The sequence below is a fragment of the Streptomyces sp. SLBN-31 genome (assembly GCF_006715395.1).
Taxonomy (GTDB): domain Bacteria; phylum Actinomycetota; class Actinomycetes; order Streptomycetales; family Streptomycetaceae; genus Streptomyces.
Genome location: NZ_VFNC01000001.1, coordinates 507,974 through 527,849 on the forward strand (window position 1 = coordinate 507,974; position 19,876 = coordinate 527,849).

The following is a 19,876-nucleotide window of genomic DNA, read 5'->3' on the forward strand; positions in this document are numbered from 1 at the left end:
GGGCCTCAGGGACACTCTTCGGCGTACTCCGGGTACGGCTGAGGGTCCGTCACCCACCCGGCCGCCAGCACGAGCCGGGAGTGGCGGTGCAGGGCGAGGAAGCCGAAGGGGCGGTCGTAGACGGCCTCGACGACGGTGGTCGCCCAGCGGAGCCGGGGCATCGCGCCCCCCGGCATGCCGAATGCCGTCACCGCCGCCGCCTCGAAGCCATGGGCGAAGAACCGGGCCATCGCCGACTGCCGGGCCGACCCGACGAACAGCGGGTCGCCGCTGATGCCGGGGAAGGGGCCGGGGGTGTGGTCCAGCATCGCCGCGCCCAGCCCGAACAACTCGGGCCGCGCCAGCAGATCGTGCTCGGCCGTCACCCCGAACGCCACCGTCTGCACGTCCAGCGACGGCGGCAGGGGCCTGGTGGACAGCTCCTTCACCACGCGCAGCCCCGGCCCGGCCTCCCCGTACGGCAGCGCCGGCCCCGGCAGGACCGGACACCTGCGCGCCAGGACCTCGACCCCCGCCGCCAGGACCTGCCCGGCCGTCATCCGCTCCTCCCCGAGCAGCAGATGGACGTCGACGGCGTTGTCGCCCAGCACCTTCAGCTCGGTGACGTGCCCCCACCGGGTGTCGGCCACGCCGATCCGGTCCAGGACCTCGGTGCGCCGGTGAAGCCCCAGCAGGGTCCGGCCGAACCACGGACCCGCCTCCGGCTCCGTCGCCCTCTCGGTGAAGGGGCGCAGCCAGCGGGTCCGCAGCGCCAGCGCGCTCGCCAGCACCAGGTCGGTGTCCTCGTACAGCGCCACCGGCATCCGCTCGATCAGTCCGCCCGTCCGCTCGGCCGCCCACGCGTCCAGCGCCGCCTTGTCGGCCACCGGGTCCGCCGTCAGCACGCCGTGCGCCCCGGCCGGCAGCCCCGCCGCCCAGGCCTCCCGCAGCTCCAGCGTCCGCCGGGTCCACAGCCCGAGCGCACGGTCGAGCCCGCGCATCGCGCCCATCGCTCCGAGCAACTCCCGTGCCGCCGCGCCCGCTTGCCCGTCGGGCACACCCAGCGCCTCCACCAGCTCCGTCCGGGCCGCGCCCCCGGCCCCGTCGGCCAGGAGACCGAGCAGCGGCCACACCCCGGCCGCGGAGAACACCGTGCCGCCGGGCGCCACCGCCGCCCACCGGGCGGTCAGGTCGTTGACCGCCCGGATCGTCTGATTCGTGATCCGCATTCCGCCCCCACCAGCCCCGCGCTTACCATGCGCCCAGCCGTACACCGCTCCCGCAAGGCCGGTCGTTACGTACGTCTCCGCACCCCTGCGCGCAGCTCCCGCAGCGCCGCCCGAACCAGGAGCACGGTACCCATGTCCATACCGCCGCCCCCAGGGCCCCAACAGCCCCAGGAGCCCCAGCTCCCCGCGCAGCCGCCGTATCCGCACCCGTACCCGTACCAGCCCTGGGGCCAGGGCTACAGCCCGTACAACCGCCCCGCCCCGGTCAACGCTCTCGCCATCGCCTCCCTGGTCCTGGGCATCCTGTGCTGCGTCCCCGCCCTCGGGCTGCTGTTCGGCCTGATCGCGCTCGGGCAGATCCGCCGGAAGGGCGAGCGAGGCAAGGGCATGGCGATCGCCGGGTCGGTCCTGTCGTCGGTCGGACTCGCCCTGTGGGTACTGGTACTGGCCACGAACGGCATCTCCGAGTTCTGGTCCGGCTTCAAGGAGGCCGCGCACGACAACGGCAGCGCCTACACCCTCACCAAGGGCGAGTGCTTCGACTCGCCGGACGGGTCCCTGGAGGGCGTGGCCTACGACGTCGACAAGGTGCCCTGCGCCGGACGGCACGACGGCGAGGTCTTCGCCGCCTTCAAGATGTCCGGCCCTGCCGTCTACCCCGGCGACGAGAAGGTCACCGGCATCGCCGACACCCGCTGCTACGCGCTGCGTTACTCCTATGCCATGGACGTCTGGGCCGTGCCGGACGACGTCGACGTGTACTACCTCACCCCGACCCGGGACAGCTGGCGCTACGGCGACCGGGAGGTCACCTGCGTGTTCGGCAGCACCGACGACGGTGGCAACCTGACCGGCTCGCTGCGCAACGACGGACGCTCGCTGGACACCGATCAGATCGCCTACCTCAAGGCCGTCAACATCGAGAACAAGGCCCTCGACACCCAGCCCGTGGACGGCCCCGACGACGATCTGCGGGCGAGCACGGACTGGGCCGTGCGGATGGCCGGGGCGCTCGCCGAGGAGTCCCGCACGCTGCGCGGCCACACCTGGCCCGCCGACGCCAGGGGCCCGGTCACGGCCGTCGCCAAGGAGGTGGAGACGATCCGCAAGCAGTGGACCCGGGCCGCCGCGGCGACCGGCGCGGACGGCTTCTACGCCGCCTACGACCGGATCATGGTGCTGTCCGCCCCCGGCAGGTCCGTCACCGCCCGCAAGGCTCTGGGTCTCGCCACCACCCCGCCTTCCGGCGACGCGCGGGACGGTGGAGGGGGTGGCGGGGGAGACACTTCCGAACTGGAGGTGTGACGGCGGCTATAGCGGAGAGAAAGTGCCTGCGTAAAGCCCTCACCCGGCACATGTCATCACATCGAGTGATTCCCTGGCCTTTGCTTGCATGGCGGAACCCACGGTTGCCAGGCTGTTGCTGTCTGTACAACCTGATGGGAGTGGCCAGTGACTTTCGGTGAGCAGCCGGCGTACTTGCGTGTCGCGGGTGATCTCCGCAAGAAGATCGTCAGCGGTTCACTGCCACCCCACACCCGGCTGCCCTCCCAGGCGAGAATCCGCGAGGAGTACGGCGTCTCGGACACCGTGGCCCTGGAGGCGCGCAAGGTCCTCATGGCCGAGGGTCTGGTCGAGGGCCGCTCGGGTTCGGGCACGTACGTCCGCGAGCGGCCGGTGCCCCGCAGCATCGCCCGCTCCGGCTTCCGTCCGTCGGGCGGGGCGACGCCCTTCCGGCAGGAGCAGGCCGACGGTGATGCGCGCGGCACCTGGGAGTCCCGCAGCGAGCAGACCGAGGCCGGCGGCGCGATCGCCGAGCGGCTGTCCATCAAGCCCGGCGACCGGGTGATGTGCACCCGGTACGTCTTCCGGGAGGCCGGCGAGGCGATGATGCTCTCCACCTCCTGGGAGCCCCTCGCGGTTACCGGCCGCACCCCGGTGATGCTGCCCGAGGAGGGCCCGCTCGGCGGCATGGGCGTCGTCGAGCGCATGGCGGCGATCGACGTGATCGTCGACAACGTCACCGAGGAGGTGGGCGCCCGCCCCGGCCTCGCCGAGGAACTCCTCGCCCTCGGCGGAGTGCCCGGCCATGTCGTCCTCGTCGTCCAGCGGACCTTCTACGCCTCGGGCCGCCCCGTCGAGACCGCCGACGTGGTCGTCCCGGCCGACCGCTACCGGGTCGCGTACCACCTGCCGGTGAAGTAGCGCACACCTTTACGGCTGTTACCGCCGGAAGCGCCCCCCTGGAGGTCTGCTCCGGTGGTGCCCAGGGCCGCCCGCGCGCCGGTGGAATCTGGCCGTTTTCGCAGGTGGTTCCCTTCCTGTCCGGAGTGCCCCTGACCGGATGCGTCGCCCCTCACGGACGGCGCATCCGGCGTCGTGCGCCCCCTTCGGTCTGGCCGGTTGCGTACCTCTTTGTGAAAAGCCGTATTCGCTGCGTGAAGCGAAGGCGTAGGCTCGGGCATATGCGGATTGCGGTTTCCTCAGCGGGCGGGGGCGGTGGAGCGCGGTGAACGACGGCACGATCACTCTTCCCTGGCTCGTCATACGACAGGACGACAACGGCAATCGCTACCGAGTGGGCCGGTACGCGACTCGCGCGGAGGCCCAGAAGATCGCGGACAGCCTCGACGACCGCGGTCACAAACAGCTCTACTGGGTCGAGCGGATCGGCCAGAACGGAGCGAGCGCGGTCAACTGATCCCGGTGCCGTAGGCTCCCGCGCATGACGGATCGGATCGTGGTGGTGGGTGCGGCCCTGTTCGACGGCCCCCGCCTCCTGGCCGCCCGCCGCAGCGCGCCCCCCGCCCTCGCCGGACGCTGGGAACTCCCCGGCGGCAAGGTGGAGCGGGGCGAGACGCCCGACGCGGCCCTGGTGCGGGAACTGCGCGAGGAACTGGGCGTCGAGGCGGAGGCCCTGGCGCGCGTGACGGGCGAGTGGCCGCTGAAGCCGCCGTACGTCCTCCAGGTCTGGACGGCCCGTCTGCTCTCCGGCTCCCCGGCACCCAAGCCGCTCCAGGATCACGACGAACTGCGCTGGCTCGGACCGGACGAGATCTGGGACGTCGACTGGCTCGACCAGGACGTGGAGGCGGTCCGCCAGGTGACCGCCGGCTGAGCCCCACATCTCTTCTGCGCCGTTCGTGCCACAGTGCGCCCCACTTGACGGTACTCGCCCCTCGATATCGGGTATGTGCCCATTAACCCCAAGAAACCGGACATGGGGTGTATCTGGCCCGGGAAGTGATCGGCGTGATCGACACCGACGGCGACTGCGCCGAGTGGAGCTTCCCCGCCCAGCCCGGCGCGGTCAGAACCGCCCGCCACGCCGTTCGCGGCCAACTGCACAGCTGGGCCCTGGACACCCTGGGAGACCTCACGGCCCTGCTGGTCAGCGAACTCGTGACCAACTCCCTGCGGCACGCCACCGGACCCATCGGCGTCCGTCTCGTCCGGCCCGCCGGCCTGCCCGGCGTGCTCCTCGTCGAGGTCTCCGACCCGCTCCCGGACCCGCCCCGCGAGCGCGCCGCCCACCCCGAGGACGAGAGCGGCCGCGGCCTGCAACTGGTCGCTCATTCATCCCGTCGCTGGGGTACCCGGCCCGGACAGTCGGGCAAGACCGTGTGGTTCGAACTGGCGGTCCCCGGATAGGGCCTGCGGACGCTGTACGCGGGCGCCCTCCGTGTCGGTCGCGGGACGGGCCCCGTCGACGGTTGGAGGAGAGTGGGTTCGACGCCGTGTCCGCTGGTTAGAAGACTGGAAGTGTTGTCACGGCCGGGACCGAAAACCGCCGGGAACGTGCTGTGATCGTGAACACCGTGTTGTGCGGCGCCGTAGTGCTGGATACTGCGGGCAGCCGCCCCCGGTGACCGGTGCCGGGCGCGGTGAGCTGGAGGGGACGGTTCGCGTGAGCGAGATACCAGCGAAGGCCACGGAGTCCGAGGACCCGTCGGACGGCGCGAGGAGGAGCGCCGCGGGCGATGCCGCGGCGTCCACCATCCGCGCGACGACGGGCGGGCCCGGGCCGACCTCGTCCGGTGCGTCCTCCCCGGACAGGGCGACCCGCGACACCGGCCTCGGGGACGAGCCCACCGCCGACGCCATGTGGCAGAGCAGCCCGCCCGGCTCGATCTACGACTACATCAAGGTCGCGTCCTTCTCCATCGGCCCCGACGGCCTCGTCGACCAGTGGAGCCTGCGCGCCGAGCAGCTCTTCGGCATCCCCGCCCGGCGCGCCCTCGGCATGGACCCCATCAAGGCGTTCGTCGACCCCGACCTGCGCGAACACGGCCAGCGCAAGATGGCCGAGATCCTCGACGGCCGGGAGTGGACCGGCGTGGTGCCGTTCCGGACGCCCGGGACCGCCGGGGAAGCGGACGAGAAGGAGGGCCTGGCCGAGGTCTACGTCATGCCGACGCGGACCGAGGAGGGCGAGAAGGCCGCCGTCTGCATCGTCGTCGACGTGCGCACCCTGCGCAGCATCGAGACCGACCTCGCCGCGTCGCAGTCGATTTTCGGTCAATCCCCCTTCGGCTTCCTGCTGATCGACCCCGATCTGCGGATCCGCCGCGCGAACCAGCAGTTCGCCCAGACCTTCGGCGGCGCCTACGGCAGCTCGCCCGAGGACCACCGCGGCCGCGGCGTCCACGACTACCTGCGCAGCCCAGAGGCCGAACGCGTCGCCGCGACCCTGCGCCGGGTCCTGGAGACCGGCGACTCCATCACGGACATGCACGTCACTGGCTTCCTGCCGGGCTCGGAGGAACGCCGGCACTGGTCGGTCAACCTCTACCGGGTGCACAGCGGCTCCGGACGCCCGATCGGTATCGCCTGGCTCGGAATCGACATCACCTCCCGTCGCGCCGCCGCCCGCGAGGCGGCCGCCGCACGGCGCAATCTCGCCCTTCTCAACGAGGCCGGCGCCCGCATCGGCAACTCCCTCGACCTCGAGACCACGGCCCGCGAACTCCTCGACGTCGTCGTCCCCGGCTTCTGCGACCTCGCCACGGTCGACCTCTACCAGGGCCTGCTGGCCGGCGACGAGACACCGCCGGGCCTCGCCGACGGCAGCGCGGAGCTGCGCCGGGTCGCCTTCGCCAGCGCGGTCTCCGACGCCCCCTTCATCGGCTCCGGGCCGCCCGTCGCGGTCGGCGCCGTCCACCACTACCCCTTCAACTCACCCTGCGCGGACGCCCTGCGCACCGCCCGCCCCCAGCTGGTGCCCGCCGAGGAGGGCGGCCTCGTCCAGTCCACCCTGGCCGTCCCGATGGTCGCCCACGACACCGTCGTGGGACTCGCCCAGTTCGCCCGGACCAAGGGCAGCGAGCCGTTCGGCGACCGGGACCGCGATCTGGCGGTGGAGCTGGCGGCCCGGGCCGCGGTCTGCATCGACAACGCGCGCCTGTACCGCCGCGAGCACGAACGGGCGTTGATACTGCAGCGCTCCCTGCTCCCGCCGGGCGACCCGGTCGCCGCCGGCCTCGACATCGCCTGCCGCTACCTGCCCGGCAACTCCTCCTCCGACCGCCCCAGCGAGGTCGGCGGCGACTGGTTCGACGTCATCGAACTGCCCGGTCACCGCACGGCCTTGGTCGTCGGCGACGTCATGGGCCGCGGGCTGCGCGCCGCGGTGGCCATGGGCGAACTCCGGTCCGCGGTCCGGACGCTCGCCCTGCTCGACCTCGAACCCGCCGAGGTGCTCAGCGCGTTGGACGAGATCGCCCGGGGCCTCGGCGCGCCGGGCGGGGTCCAGCAGGCGACCCGCGCGGCCCGCCGCCCGCGCGAGGCGGACCTCTCCGAGGTGTATCTCGCGACCTGCGTGTACGCGGTCTACGACTCGGTGACGCGCCGCTGCACGTTCGCCAACGCGGGGCATCTGCCGCCGGTTTTGGTCGAGCCGGGCGAGGACGCGTTGATGCTGGACGTGCCGCCCGGGATGCCCCTGGGCGTGGGCGGGGAGCCCTTCGAGGAGGTGGAGGTCGAACTGCCCGAGGGCGCCCTCCTCGCGCTCTACACGGATGGACTGGTCGAAAGCCGCGATCACCCCCTGGACGAGGGTCTCCAGGCGTTCGTCGGCGCCCTGACCGATCCGGCCCGCCCACTGGAGGACGTCTGCGACCACGTCCTCAACACCCTCGACACCCACCACGGCGAGGACGACATCGCCCTGCTGATGGCCCGCGTCCAGGGCCTGCCGGCCGACTCCGTCGGCGACTGGACGCTGCCGCGCGAGCCGCGCAGTGTCGGGCGGGCACGGGAGTACGCGCGCGGTCAGCTGCTGTCGTGGGACCTGGAGCCGCTCGTCGACACGACGGAACTGCTGGTCAGTGAGCTGGTGACGAACGCCCTGCGGTACGGCGAGGGGGAGATCCGGCTGCGGCTGCTGCTCGACCGGACCCTGGTGTGCGAGGTGTGGGACTCGGGGCTGGTGCAGCCGCGCCGGCGGCGGGCCCGCGACACCGACGAGGGCGGCCGAGGGCTCCAGCTGGTGGGGTTGCTGAGCGCGGCCTGGGGATCGCGGCGGACCCCGCGGGGCAAGACGGTCTGGTTCGAACTGCCGCTGCCGGACGGGGAGACGGGGCTCACGGACCCGGCGGAGGCATTGCTGAGCCTGTTCTGAGACACATCCGGTCGTCGCAGCGCGTGCGGGTCCGTTGTGGCTGGTCGCGCAGTTCCCCGCCCCCCTAAGGGGGCGCCTGGGGCGAACGGCGGGTGTCCTGTTCCGCCAGTTTCAGGGCCAGGACTGCCATCGTGTCCGCCGTCGGCGGTTCGGAGAGGAGGAGCCTGCGGGCCTCCGCCAGGCGGGTGCGGGCCTCGGCGCCCACCAGTCCTCGGTGCGTGATGACGAAGTCGTCCGCGGTGCTGACGGAGGTGCGCGCGACCAGCCACGCGGCGGCAGACAGCACACCGTCCCGTGGTGCTCCGGCCGCCCGCACGATGTGCCGCAGGGCGTCGAGCGGATCGTACGGCCCGCCGGTCAGGTCCTCCCGCACCGCGGCGAGCACCCGGTCGGCCGCGGGGTCCGGCCTCCCGGCGAGTGCCGCCTCCGCGCCCGTGAGCGCGGCCGGAACCAGGGACGCGGCCGAGGTCAGCGCCGACTCGAGGCGGTCGATGCCGGTGACGAGCGACGCGGCCAGCGCGATGTCCTCCTCGGCGGTACGAAGGTGTTGCGCGGCCTGCTCCGCCTCGCCCAGGTCGGAGCTCTGACGGGCCTGGTTGAGGCGGGTCGTGGCGGACACCAAACGGTCCTTGGCCTGCTCGACGTGGCCGGTGACGGAGGTGGTCGCGGTGCGGCCGTGGCGGCCGGTGAGGCCGGCGACGGTCGCCTCCGCGGCCGCGATACGGCCGGTGAGGTCCCGGAAGCGGGCCTCCGCGATCTCCAGCGCCGACCCCAGCCCGTCGCTCTCCAGAGCGCGCAGCCGGTCGAACGCCTCCCTCTCCGCGTCCAGGCGCCGGACCGCCTCCGTGCACCGGCCGACGATCCCGGCGAGCGTGTGCCGTCGGGCTGTGTCGTCGTCCGGGACCCCGTCGTCGTACCGCTGCCGCATCCGGAAGGCGGCGGAGAGTTCGGCCTCGGCGCTCTCCAGCGCCCGCGCGAAGGGTGCGACGGCCTCGGCGCCCGCCCGTTCACCGGCGAAATCGAGTTCCTCCCCGGCCGCCCGCACCCGGTCGTCCGCCTCGGCGAGCAACTCGCGCGTGCGTCCGTCCAGTTCGGAGGGGTCGGGCAGGGCGGCGGGCACCAGGTGGCCCCCGGCGGGTGTCGTACGGGTCCGGCCCCGGCGGAGGCGCCGTACGTACCCGTAGCCGGCGAGTATCCCCGCCGCCCCCACGGCGGCCAGCGGCAGCACCAGATCGGTGGCCGACGTCTCGTCCCGCACGGCGGCGCTCGCGCTCGCGGCCGGCGGATGCGCACGTGTGTCCGGAACCGGGACGGCGGCGTTGATCGTCATCCCCGGCAGCACCAGCCACACCACCCCGGCCAGTCCGCCCACCAGGGTGGGCACGACCCGCACGGGTATGTGGGACGGCGTGGCCCGCCGCGGCCGTCCCCGGATCAAGGATGACGTCACATTTCGGAGCGTATGGGCAGGAATGCGGGCCCGCGACCGGTATGCGTCCGGGGCGGCGGAGGGGCGGCGCACCGGGACGGGCGAGGGGGGAGACGGGATGGACACCGCGGAACGCACGGAGAACACCGGCGAGGAGGTGACGGGACGCCGCCGCTGGAACCTCCGGCCCCGGTTCCCCCGATGGCCCCGCTGGGCCCGTCGGGTCCGTCGGATCACGGTCGGTGTCCTCCTCGCCGTGCTCCTCCCGCTGCTGGCCGCCGAGGCCACCCTGCGCGTGAACTACACGGGAGATCCGGCCGAGGGCACCCGCACCCGCGACCGCGACGCCCTCTGGCTCGGCCACGCCTGGGTCGACGGGCGCAGGACCGACGCGGACGTCACCGCCCTCGCGCGCCGGCTGCGGGACACCGGCGTGCGCGACCTGTACGTCCACGCCGGTCCCCTGGAACACGACGGCACACTGCCGGAGTCGGCCTACCCGAAGGCGCGTCGGCTCGTCGACAGCCTGCGGCGAAAGGCGCCGCGGCTGCGCGTGCAGGCCTGGCTGGGCGACGAGGTCGCCCCCGAGAAGCCGTACGCGATGCATCTGGAGCGCCCGGCGACCCGCGCGGCCGTCGTCGCCTCCACCCGGCAGATCCTGGCCGCCGGATTCGCCGGCGCGCACTTCGACCTGGAGCCCCTGCACTCCGGCGACCGGAACTACCTCACCCTCCTGGACGCGCTGCACCGCGTCACCCACGCCCATGGCGCCGTGCTCTCCGTCGCCGCCCACCAGATCGACCCGCTGCCCGGCTTCCACTCCTTCTGGGGCACGGTCACCGGCCACCCCAAGTGGTGGTCGCAGGCGTACTTCGGGCAGGTCGCGCGCCGGGTGGACCAGATCGCCGTGATGTCGTACGACACGATGCAGCCGACGCAGAGCCTGTACGGCGGCTATGTGGCGCAGCAGACCTCGCTGGCCCTGGAGGTCACCCCGGACTCCACCGACCTCCTGATGGGCCTGCCCTTCTACCACGAGAACCGCTTCGGCCACTGGGCGCGTGCCGAGACCGTCCCCGCCGCCGTCCGCGGTGTCCGCCTCGGCCTGTCCCGCACGGACGCACACCGCCCCGCCTTCGGTGTCGCGCTGTACGTCGACTTCGCGGCGACGGAGGCGGACTGGACGGCGTACGAGGAGGACTGGGTCCGGTGAGCCGTACGGTCCGTCGACCCGGGCGCTCCCTCAGTCCGCTGCGGAGCGTCTCCTGATCTTCGAGCCCAGCCACACCAGGGGGTCGTACTTGCGGTCCACGGCCCGCTCCTTCAGGGGGATCAGGGCGTTGTCCGTGATTTTGATGCCCTCGGGGCACACCTCTGTGCAGCACTTGGTGATGTTGCAGTAGCCGAGACCGTGCTCGTCCTGGGCGGTCTTCTTGCGGTCGAGGCCGTTGTCGGCGGCCGCGTCCAGCGGGTGCATGTCCAGCTCCGCGACCCGCATCAGGAAGCGCGGCCCGGCGAACGCCGGCTTGTTCTCCTCGTGGTCGCGCACGACATGGCAGGTGTCCTGGCACAGGAAGCACTCGATGCACTTGCGGAACTCCTGCGAGCGGTCCACATCCTCCTGCATCATCCGGTACTCGCCGGGGCCGAGACCGGCGGGCGGCACGAAGGCCGGGACCTCCCTGGCCTTCTGGTAGTTGAAGCCCACGTCGGTCACCAGGTCCCGGACCACCGGGAAGGCGCGCAGCGGGGTGACGGTGATCGTCTCCTCCGGCGTGAACACCGACATCCGGGTCATGCACATCAGCCGCGGACGTCCGTTGATCTCGGCGGAGCACGAACCGCACTTGCCCGCCTTGCAGTTCCAGCGGACCGCCAGGTCGGGCGCCTGGGTGGCCTGGAGGCGGTGGATGATGTCGAGGACCACCTCACCGTCGTTGACCTCGATCTCGAAGTCCTCCAGGCCGCCGCCCTTGACATCGCCCCGCCACACCTTGAAGCGGGCCTTGTAGCTGCTCACTCGTACAGCTCCTCTTCGGCGAGGTACTTGACCAGCTCTTCCTTGTCGAAGAGGGCGAGCAGGTCGGCGCGGATGGGGTCGGTGGTCTCGCGGGTGAGCTCGATCTGACCGCGGACGGGGTCCGTCGCGGCCAGCCCGCCCGTGGGGTCGGTCAGCCGGCACAGCAGGTTGATGTTGCGCCACTTGCGGTCCATCGCCCCGAAGTCCTCGCGGGTGTGGCCGCCGCGCGACTCGGTGCGCTCCAGCGCCGCCCGGGCCACGCACTCGCTGACCAGCAGCATGTTCCGCAGGTCGAGTGCGAGGTGCCAGCCGGGGTTGAACTGGCGGTGCCCCTCGACGCCGGCCCGGCGGGCCCGTACGCGAAGCTCCGCGAGCTTCTCGAGGGCCTGCTCCATCTCGCCCTCGCGACGGATGATGCCGACCAGGTCGTTCATGGTCTGCTGGAGTTCCTGGTGCAGGGTGTACGGGTTCTCCGGCGGCCTGCCGTCGTCCTCGCCCGGCGCCGGGCCCTCCGCGGAGAACGGCCGCAGCGCCTCCGCCGCCGCCGTGTCCACCTGCACGTCGTCCACCGCCGGGCGCGATTCGGCCGGTCCGGTCGCGTACTCGGCCGCGTGCCAGCCGGCCCGGCGTCCGAAGACCAGCAGGTCGGACAGGGAGTTGCCGCCGAGGCGGTTGGAGCCGTGCATGCCGCCCGCGACCTCGCCGGCCGCGAACAGGCCGGGGACCCCGCGCGCAGCCGCCGAGTCGGAGTCGACGGCGATGCCGCCCATCACGTAGTGGCAGGTCGGCCCGACCTCCATCGGCTCCGCCGTGATGTCGACGTCCGCCAGCTCCTTGAACTGGTGGTACATCGACGGCAGCCGGCGCCGGATGACCTCGGCCGGCATACGCGTCGACACGTCCAGGAAGACACCGCCGTGCGGCGAGCCGCGGCCGGCCTTCACCTCGGAGTTGATCGCGCGCGCCACCTCGTCACGCGGCAGCAGTTCCGGGGGCCGCCGGTTGTTGTCCGGGTCCTCGTACCAGCGGTCGCCCTCCTCCTCCGACTCCGCGTACTTCTCCTTGAAGACGTCGGGGACGTAGTCGAACATGAACCGCTTGCCCTCGGAGTTCCTGAGCACCCCGCCGTCACCGCGGACCGACTCGGTGACGAGGATGCCCTTCACCGAGGGCGGCCAGACCATGCCCGTCGGGTGGAACTGCACGAACTCCATGTTCAGCAGGGGCGCGCCCGCCAGCAGCGCCAGCGCATGGCCGTCGCCGGTGTACTCCCACGAGTTCGACGTCACCTTGAAGGACTTGCCGATGCCACCGGTGGCGATCACGACGGCGGGCGCCTCGAGGACGAAGAAGCGGCCGGTCTCCCGCTCGTACGCGAAGACACCGGAGACGCGCGAGCCGTCCTTGAGGATCCGGGTGACCGTGCACTCCTGGAAGACCTTCAGCCGGGACTCGTAGTCGCCGGTCTCGCGGTGGTCCTCCTGCTGCAGGGAGACGATCTTCTGCTGGAGCGTGCGGATCAGCTCCAGGCCCGTCCGGTCGCCGACGTGCGCCAGGCGCGGGTACTCGTGGCCGCCGAAGTTGCGCTGGGAGATCTTTCCTTCCTTCGTACGGTCGAAGAGCGCGCCCCAGGTCTCCAGCTCCCAGACCCGCTGCGGGGCCTCCTGGGCGTGCAGCTCGGCCATCCGCCACTGGTTGAGGAACTTGCCGCCGCGCATGGTGTCGCGGAAGTGGACCTGCCAGTTGTCGTGCGGATTGGCGTTGGCCATCGCGGCCGCGATGCCGCCCTCGGCCATCACCGTGTGCGCCTTGCCGAACAGCGACTTGCAGATCACGGCCGTACGGGCGCCTCGCTCGCGCGCCTCGATGGCGGCCCGGAGGCCCGCGCCCCCGGCGCCGACCACGACGACGTCCCACTCCTGGCGGTCGACCACGGACATCAGTTAGGCCCCACTCATCTCAGTCAGAAGAAGCGCGGATCGTCGAAGGCACCGGACGCGAGCAGATAGACGTAGAAGTCGGCGAGTGCCACGCTCACCAACGACGCCCAGGCGAGCAGCATGTGCCGGGCGTTGAGCTTCCCGACGAACTGCCACGCCTTGTAGCGCACGGGGTGTTTGGAGAAGTGCTTGAGCTTGCCGCCGACGATGTGCCGGCAGGAGTGGCAGGAGATCGTGTACGCCCAGATCAGCACGATGTTGATCAGGAAGACGACCGTCCCGAGGCCCATGTGGCCCCAGTTCTCGTCCGTGTCGCGGAAGGACAGCACGGTGTCGTAGGTCAGCACGCCGGCAACCAGGATCGCCGCGTAGAAGAAGTACCGGTGGATGTTCTGCAGGATCAGCGGGAAGCGGGTCTCGCCGGTGTACTTCTTGTGCGGTTCGGCGACCGCGCAGGCCGGGGGCGAGGCCCAGAAGCCCCGGTAGTAGGCCTTGCGGTAGTAGTAGCAGGTCAGGCGGAAGCCCAGCGGGAAGATCAGGATGATGATCGCCGGGGAGATCGCCCACCAGCTGCCGAAGAGGTCGGCGTTGGGGCCCGAGGGCATGTCCCTGCAGTTCTCCGCCAGACACGGCGAGTAGAACGGCGAGACGTACGGCGCCGAGTAGTAGTCCGCGTTCGCGAACGCCCGCCACGTCGAGTAGACGATGAAGGCGAGCAGACCGGCCGCGGTGGCGGCAGGCGCCAGCCACCAGCGGTCGGTGCGCAGGTGCGGTGCGCCGATCGCGGCGCGCGTACCGGTGCGTACGCCGCCGCTGTTCAGATGTGGTTCCGTACCAGTGGCCAATTCTTGACTCCGGTCGGTTTCGGGGGTGCTGCTCAGCGGCGGTGTTCGGGCCCGTGGTGCGCGCCGAGACCCTCGTCGTCGCAGTCCGTCCACTGAGTGTCGTCGTACGGCTGGTCGGGGATCGTGACGAGCTCGGGCTTGCGGGGGGAGGCCTGGAGCGTGGCCGACGCGCGCAGCAGCGCGACGCTCTCCCGCAGATGGTCCGCGTCGGCGCGGACACGACGTATGTCCAGGCCACCGCTGCCGAGCTGCTGCTCCAGGCGGCCCACCGACCGGCTCAGGTCGTCGAGGCAGCGCTGGACTGACGTCAGGTCGTCTTGCACGGACATGACGTGACCTCACTTCCTTGGGCCCTGCGGGCCTCAGGTGGCAACGTTCATGCGCCTGCGAGTGTTGCGCGTCACACCTGTCGGTGGGAAGGGATGTGCAGCGATTGGCGGATTGCACGCCTCCAGTGCACGCCCGCAGGCGCTTCTTGTGCGCCGGGATGCGCGTTGCGCCCATCGGGTGGCCTTGGCCGCCCCGTCGCCGTGTCGCCCCCGGCAGGCGAACCCTTTCCTCTTCAGTGGGGCCGTACATCTGATCAACACCAAAATACCGCCAAATGTGATCAGAAGCCTTATTCGTGGCTTGGGCGGGAGCGGCTCCCCGGAGGTAACCAGAGATGTCCCACGACGGCGTCGGACCGCGCGCAGTGATGCGATCGGTCGCCTTCCTCACCGCGGGCGCCCTGGCGGTGCCCCTGCTCGCCGGATGCGGTTCCGACGACGAGGCGGGCAAGCCGCTCGCCGAGCCGGACATCGCCCCCGCCGCCCGTGCCCTGGTCGCCGACGGCGGCACCCTGCGCTGGGCCGTCGACGACGTGCCGGAGACCCTCAACACCTTCCAGGCGGACGCCGACACCGTCACCGGCCGGATCGCCCAGGCCGTCCTGCCGTCCATGTACCGGCAGGACGCGGCCGGCCGGCCGGTGCGCAACGCCGACTACCTGGAGTCCGCCAAGGTCGTCGACACCGAGCCCAAGCAGGTCGTGCTGTACAGGCTGAACCAGCAGGCGGTGTGGAGCGACGGCCGCGAGATCGGCGCCGCCGACTTCGCCGCCCAGTGGCGCGCCCTGTCCGGCAAGGACGGCGCCTACTGGACCGCCCGCAACGCCGGCTACGACCGCATCGAGAAGATCGAGCGCGGAGCCAACGACCTCCAGGTCAAGGTCACCTTCGCCCGGCCGTACGCCGACTGGCAGTCGCTGTTCTCGCCGCTGTACCCCAAGGACGTCATGGGCACCCCCGACTCCTTCAACGACGGGGCCCGCCGCGCGCTCAAGGTCAGCGCGGGGCCGTTCGCCGTCAAGAAGGTCGACCGCAAGGCCGAGCGGGTCACCCTCGTGCGCAACCCGCGCTGGTGGGGGCGCCCCGCCAAGCTCTCCGAGATCGACCTCGAGGCCGTAGCGCTCGACAAGCGCGCCGATGCGCTGGCCGCCGGGAAGATCGACCTGGCCGAGATCGACCCCGCCGGCGCCGAACGCATCGACCTCGCGGCACGGTCCAAGGGCACGAGCACCCCCCTGCAGGGCTCGTCCCCGCTGCTCGGCCCCGGCGGCGGGCGGCTCTCCGCCAAGTCGCTGCGCTCCTGGACGCGGGCCCACGAGGACGAACTGTCCGACAGCCGGCTGCGCGCCCTGAAGAAGCGGCTTCGCACGCTCGAGCGGTACGAGAAGCAGGCGAACCTGCGCGGCTTCGAGGTCCGCAAATCGCTGGAGCCCGCCTACACCCAGCTCGCCCTCAACGGCTCCGCGGGCCCCCTCGCCGACGAGCGCGTCCGCCGTGCCGTCGCCCGCGCCCTGGACCGCAAGGCCCTCGCCGCGGCAGTCCTCAAGCCGCTCGGGCTGCCCGCCCAGCCGGTCGGCAGCCACCTCGCGCTGGCCGGACAGGCCGCCTACGCCGACAACAGCGGCGCCGTCGGCGGCCAGGACACCGCGGAGGCGCAGGCCCTGCTCGCCGACGCCGGATGGGTGCGCGGCGGCCCCGTGAAGCCGCAGAAGAAGAAGGGCGACAAGGCCGCGGGCCCCCAGAGCAAGAAGGCCCGCGAAAGGTCCGAGGACGGCGACGGCACCTACATCGTCGGCGAGGACAACAAGGCGGACGACCGCAAGGAGCGCGGCGGCGAGGACGGTGCCAAGCACCTCGCCGACGGCAAGCAGTACGGCGACGGACACCTGCGGCAGGGCGGCGCGGCCGGCGCCTACGCCCCCAAGGGCACGGCCGCGCCGGCCGGTGCCTCCTCCGGTCTGCTCGCCAAGGACGGCAAGCCGCTCGTCCTGCGCTTCGTGATCCCCTCCGGCCCCGGCTCCGAGAGCCTGCGCACCGTCGCCGACCGGATCGGCCGCATGCTGGCGCGGGTCGGCATCCGTACCGACATCAGCAAGGTCTCCGACGACAGCTACTTCAAGGACCACATCGCCAGCGGCGAGTACGACCTCGCCCTGTACTCCTGGCCCGCGTCCGCCTTCCCCGCGACCGACGCCCGGCCCATTTACGCCAAGCCGGTCCCGGCCGCCGACGGCTCCCTGAACGTCGAGCAGAACTACACCCGCGTCGGCACCGATCAGGTCGACCAGCTCTTCGACCAGGCGGCGGCCGCGCTGGACAGCGGTGAGAACCACGCCCTGCTCCGCAAGGCCGACTCCCGCATCTGGGCCGCGGCCGGCTCCATCCCCCTCTACCAGCGTCCCCAGCTGGCGGCGGCCCGCAAAACCCTCGTCAACACCGGCGCCTTCGGCTTCCGGACCCCGCTCTACGAGGACATGGGCTTCCTGAAGAAGGGAGCGAAGCCGTCGCCGAGCGGGTCGCCGAAGGGGTGAGGGGGCGGTAGCTCAGGGTTGGCTCAAATCGCTTGCCGTGACCGTCCGGCGCCCGCAGCATGAGTCACTATTGATCATGCGGCGGGCGCCGGACGTCCGCGCACGGGGGAACGGGGACAGGACGTGCGGGGTATCACACGGGGGACGTGGGCGGCGGGGCTGGTCGCGGTGACGTTGGCGGCGGGACTGACCGCCTGCACCGGGGGCGAGAGCACGCAGGGGACGAAGGCCTGCTCGAAGGGGACGTACGCCTGGTCGGGCGTCCGGCGCACCGAGCGGCTGACCGCGCTCGGCGCCCCCGTCTCCTTCAAGAAGAAGACGGCGTCCTACCGGGCGCACCTCAAGCCCGTGGGCGACGCCGTCCACCGGCCCACGGTGACCGGCGTGCCGGCAGGCGCCGGCGCGGCCGGAGTGATCAAGGCGCTGGGCGCGCATCTGAAGGTGAGTGAACCCCTCGCCGGTCCGTCCGAGACGGATGACGCCGAAGCCGACCACTACTTCGAGGCGGCCACCGGCGACCTGAAGGGCGCCTACTACTCCTGGTCGTGGATCGGTCTGGTGGACGCCGACTTCACGTACACCTGCGGGGGAGACGCGCCGGTCAGGGGCCATGTCCGCACCTGGGACAAGAGCGGAAGCGGCTTCATGTCCTGCTCCGACGGCCCCGCGGACCGGGCCTCCGGACGGACGGCCGCCCGCCAGACGTGCCCGGACGGATCCAAGGCCACGAAGGACGCCTGATACCGCCCGTCGGCGCCGCCCCCGGCGGCCCGCGGAGGCCCCTCACCCCGATGCCCCGTACCATGGGGTGAGGCCGTGGCGTGTCCAGCCCGGCAGGGTCCGCGTATCACCGACGTACGTGCTGGCCTTCCTCACACTCCAGGAGTACGCCTTCATGGCCACGCGCCACGACATCCGTAACGTCGCCATCGTCGCCCACGTCGACCACGGCAAGACGACCATCGTCGACGGAATGCTGAAGCAGGCCGGTGCCTTCGCCGCCCACCAGCTCGACTCGGTCGACGACCGCATGATGGACTCGAACGACCTGGAGCGTGAGAAGGGCATCACGATCCTCGCCAAGAACACGGCGGTGAAGTACCACCCCAAGGACGGGGGGGACGTCATCACCATCAACATCATCGACACCCCCGGCCACGCCGACTTCGGCGGCGAGGTCGAGCGCGGTCTGTCGATGGTCGACGGTGTCGTCCTCCTCGTCGACGCCTCCGAGGGCCCGCTCCCGCAGACCCGGTTCGTGCTGCGCAAGGCGCTCCAGCAGCGCCTGCCCGTCATCCTGTGCATCAACAAGACGGACCGCCCGGACTCCCGCATCGACGAGGTCGTCAACGAGACCTACGACCTCTTCCTCGACCTGGACGCGGACGAGGAGCAGATCGAGTTCCCGATCGTCTACGCCTGCGGCCGTGACGGCATCGCCTCGCTGACCAAGCCGGAGAACGGCACCGTGCCGGCGGACTCCACCAGCCTGGAGCCGTTCTTCTCCACCATCCTGGAGCACATCCCGGCCCCCACGTACGACGAGGACGCCCCGCTCCAGGCCCACGTCACCAACCTGGACGCCGACAACTTCCTCGGCCGTATCGCTCTGCTCCGCGTCGAGCAGGGTGAGCTGCGCAAGGGCCAGACCGTCGCCTGGATCAAGCGGGACGGCTCCATCGCCAACGTCCGCATCTCCGAGCTGATGATGACCGAGGCGCTGACCCGCAAGCCGGCCGAGAAGGCCGGCCCCGGTGACATCTGCGCCGTCGCCGGTATCCCGGACATCATGATCGGCGAGACGCTGGCCGACCCGGAGAACCCGATCCCGCTGCCGCTGATCACGGTCGACGAGCCCGCGATCTCCATGACCATCGGCACCAACACCTCGCCGCTGGTCGGCCGTGGCGGCACCGGCAAGGGCGCAGAAAACAAGGCGGCCGTCAAGGACCGCAAGGTGACCGCCCGTCAGGTCAAGGACCGGCTGGACCGGGAGCTGGTCGGTAACGTCAGCCTGCGCGTGCTGGAGACCGAGCGCCCCGACGCCTGGGAGGTCCAGGGCCGTGGTGAGCTGGCGCTGGCCATCCTCGTGGAGACCATGCGCCGGGAGGGCTACGAGCTGACGGTCGGCAAGCCGCAGGTCGTGACGAAGGACGTGGACGGCAAGGTCTACGAGCCCGTCGAGCGCATGACCGTCGACGTGCCCGAGGAGCACATGGGCGCGGTCACGCAGCTCATGGGCGTCCGCAAGGGCCGGATGGACAACATGTCCAACCACGGCTCGGGCTGGGTGCGCATGGAGTTCGTCGTGCCCTCGCGCGGACTCATCGGCTTCCGGACCGAGTTCCTGACCCAGACCCGCGGCACCGGCATCGGGCACTCCATCCACGAGGGCTTCGAGCCCTGGTTCGGCACCCTGCAGACCCGTAACAACGGTTCTCTGGTCGCCGACCGCGCGGGTGCCGTCACGGCCTTCGCCATGACGAACCTTCAGGAGCGCGGCGTGCTGTTCGTCGAGCCCGGCACCGAGGTGTACGAGGGCATGATCGTCGGCGAGAACTCCCGCGCCGACGACATGGACGTCAACATCACCAAGGAGAAGAAGCTCACCAACATGCGGTCCTCGACGGCCGACGTGGCCGAGTCGATCGTGCCGCCGCGCAAGCTGTCGCTGGAGCAGTCGCTGGAGTTCTGCCGCGACGACGAGTGCGTCGAGGTGACCCCGGAGGCCGTCCGCATCCGCAAGGTGAACCTGGACGCCCGCGAGCGCGCCCGCGCGGCCAGCAGGGCCAAGCACGGCTGATCCGGGCCGTCGTACGACGTTGCCGGGCGTTCCGCGAGGCGGGGCGCCCGGTTTCGCGTTGTGACGGGGCCACCGGGATGCGGGGTCGGCGATGCAGGGGCGCAGACGCAGGGATAGGGAAAACCCTACTTCTGGTTCCGGATCGGCAAAAC

The 19,876-nt window shown here is 71.6% G+C and carries 16 protein-coding genes; 10 read left to right on the forward strand and 6 right to left on the reverse strand.

The window, feature by feature from the left end; translation table 11 throughout:
- Positions 1 to 5: 5 nt before the first annotated feature.
- Complete coding sequence (locus FBY22_RS02460; protein WP_142142247.1) at positions 6 to 1,208, reverse strand: serpin family protein; 1,203 nt, start codon at positions 1,206 to 1,208, stop codon at positions 6 to 8.
- A 132-nt stretch (positions 1,209 to 1,340) separates the two neighbouring features.
- On the opposite strand from FBY22_RS02460, the gene FBY22_RS02465 reads away from it, so the two are divergent.
- The 6 genes from FBY22_RS02465 (at position 1,341) to FBY22_RS02490 (ending at position 7,827) form a co-directional block, all read left to right on the forward strand.
- A complete protein-coding gene (locus tag FBY22_RS02465; protein ID WP_142142248.1) occupies positions 1,341 to 2,513 on the forward strand; it encodes a DUF4190 domain-containing protein in 1,173 nt (390 codons plus the stop codon).
- Positions 2,514 to 2,660: 147 nt separating this feature from the next.
- Positions 2,661 to 3,413 (forward strand): GntR family transcriptional regulator, encoded by a 753-nt coding sequence (locus tag FBY22_RS02470; protein WP_142142249.1) that lies wholly within the window; start codon positions 2,661 to 2,663, stop codon positions 3,411 to 3,413.
- A gap of 304 nt (positions 3,414 to 3,717) precedes the next feature.
- Entirely contained in the window at positions 3,718 to 3,909 is a 192-nt protein-coding gene (locus FBY22_RS02475; RefSeq protein ID WP_142142250.1) for an SPOR domain-containing protein, read from the forward strand.
- A gap of 24 nt (positions 3,910 to 3,933) precedes the next feature.
- Complete coding sequence (locus FBY22_RS02480) at positions 3,934 to 4,326, forward strand: (deoxy)nucleoside triphosphate pyrophosphohydrolase (protein WP_142142251.1); 393 nt, start codon at positions 3,934 to 3,936, stop codon at positions 4,324 to 4,326.
- A gap of 125 nt (positions 4,327 to 4,451) precedes the next feature.
- Positions 4,452 to 4,859, forward strand: coding sequence for an ATP-binding protein (locus FBY22_RS02485; protein ID WP_260844956.1), 408 nt, complete (start codon positions 4,452 to 4,454; stop codon positions 4,857 to 4,859).
- Positions 4,860 to 5,115: 256 nt separating this feature from the next.
- On the forward strand, positions 5,116 to 7,827 hold the full coding sequence (locus FBY22_RS02490) for a SpoIIE family protein phosphatase (RefSeq protein WP_142142253.1): 2,712 nt from the start codon (positions 5,116 to 5,118) through the stop codon (positions 7,825 to 7,827).
- Between the two features lie 64 nt (positions 7,828 to 7,891).
- On the opposite strand, the gene FBY22_RS02495 is transcribed toward FBY22_RS02490, so the two are convergent.
- On the reverse strand, positions 7,892 to 9,277 hold the full coding sequence (locus tag FBY22_RS02495) for a hypothetical protein (RefSeq protein ID WP_260844698.1): 1,386 nt from the start codon (positions 9,275 to 9,277) through the stop codon (positions 7,892 to 7,894).
- A 97-nt stretch (positions 9,278 to 9,374) separates the two neighbouring features.
- On the opposite strand from FBY22_RS02495, the gene FBY22_RS02500 reads away from it, so the two are divergent.
- The gene (locus FBY22_RS02500) at positions 9,375 to 10,469 is read left to right on the forward strand and encodes a glycosyl hydrolase family 18 protein (RefSeq protein WP_142142254.1); all 1,095 of its coding nucleotides are present in this window, start codon (positions 9,375 to 9,377) and stop codon (positions 10,467 to 10,469) included.
- Positions 10,470 to 10,499: 30 nt separating this feature from the next.
- Here FBY22_RS02500 and FBY22_RS02505 read toward each other — a convergent pair whose 3' ends face one another.
- From FBY22_RS02505 to FBY22_RS02520, 4 genes are read right to left on the reverse strand one after another with little or no spacing between them, the layout of a single operon-like run.
- Complete coding sequence (locus FBY22_RS02505; protein WP_142142255.1) at positions 10,500 to 11,276, reverse strand: succinate dehydrogenase/fumarate reductase iron-sulfur subunit; 777 nt, start codon at positions 11,274 to 11,276, stop codon at positions 10,500 to 10,502.
- Entirely contained in the window at positions 11,273 to 13,216 is a 1,944-nt protein-coding gene (locus FBY22_RS02510) for a fumarate reductase/succinate dehydrogenase flavoprotein subunit (RefSeq protein ID WP_142142256.1), read from the reverse strand. The genes FBY22_RS02505 and FBY22_RS02510 overlap by 4 nt, the downstream gene beginning before the upstream one ends.
- 23 nt (positions 13,217 to 13,239) lie before the next feature.
- Entirely contained in the window at positions 13,240 to 14,061 is an 822-nt protein-coding gene (locus FBY22_RS02515) for a hypothetical protein (RefSeq protein WP_142142257.1), read from the reverse strand.
- 32 nt (positions 14,062 to 14,093) lie between these two features.
- Entirely contained in the window at positions 14,094 to 14,390 is a 297-nt protein-coding gene (locus tag FBY22_RS02520) for a hypothetical protein (protein ID WP_142142258.1), read from the reverse strand.
- Positions 14,391 to 14,725: 335 nt separating this feature from the next.
- Here FBY22_RS02520 and FBY22_RS02525 point away from each other — a divergent pair, with 335 nt between their 5' ends.
- The 3 genes from FBY22_RS02525 (at position 14,726) to typA (ending at position 19,724) form a co-directional block, all read left to right on the forward strand.
- A complete protein-coding gene (locus FBY22_RS02525; RefSeq protein ID WP_142142259.1) occupies positions 14,726 to 16,921 on the forward strand; it encodes an ABC transporter family substrate-binding protein in 2,196 nt (731 codons plus the stop codon).
- A 123-nt stretch (positions 16,922 to 17,044) separates the two neighbouring features.
- Positions 17,045 to 17,662: a hypothetical protein gene (locus FBY22_RS02530; protein WP_142142260.1), complete on the forward strand. Its 618-nt coding sequence runs from the start codon at positions 17,045 to 17,047 to the stop codon at positions 17,660 to 17,662.
- Between the two features lie 154 nt (positions 17,663 to 17,816).
- A complete protein-coding gene (typA, locus tag FBY22_RS02535; protein WP_142142261.1) occupies positions 17,817 to 19,724 on the forward strand; it encodes a translational GTPase TypA in 1,908 nt (635 codons plus the stop codon).
- Positions 19,725 to 19,876 lie beyond the last annotated feature (152 nt).

Excerpts from the sequence above, each read along its gene's own strand:
- FBY22_RS02520 (WP_142142258.1), bottom strand. The coding sequence starts at position 14,390 with ATGTCCGTGCAAGACGACCTGACGTCAGTCCAGCGCTGCCTCGACGAC.
- FBY22_RS02510 (WP_142142256.1), bottom strand. The coding sequence starts at position 13,216 with ATGTCCGTGGTCGACCGCCAGGAGTGGGACGTCGTCGTGGTCGGCGCC.
- FBY22_RS02465 (WP_142142248.1), top strand. The coding sequence starts at position 1,341 with ATGTCCATACCGCCGCCCCCAGGGCCCCAACAGCCCCAGGAGCCCCAG.
- FBY22_RS02500 (WP_142142254.1), top strand. The coding sequence starts at position 9,375 with ATGGACACCGCGGAACGCACGGAGAACACCGGCGAGGAGGTGACGGGA.
- FBY22_RS02480 (WP_142142251.1), top strand. The coding sequence starts at position 3,934 with ATGACGGATCGGATCGTGGTGGTGGGTGCGGCCCTGTTCGACGGCCCC.
- typA (WP_142142261.1), top strand. The coding sequence starts at position 17,817 with ATGGCCACGCGCCACGACATCCGTAACGTCGCCATCGTCGCCCACGTC.
- FBY22_RS02525 (WP_142142259.1), top strand. The coding sequence starts at position 14,726 with ATGTCCCACGACGGCGTCGGACCGCGCGCAGTGATGCGATCGGTCGCC.
- FBY22_RS02460 (WP_142142247.1), bottom strand. The coding sequence starts at position 1,208 with ATGCGGATCACGAATCAGACGATCCGGGCGGTCAACGACCTGACCGCC.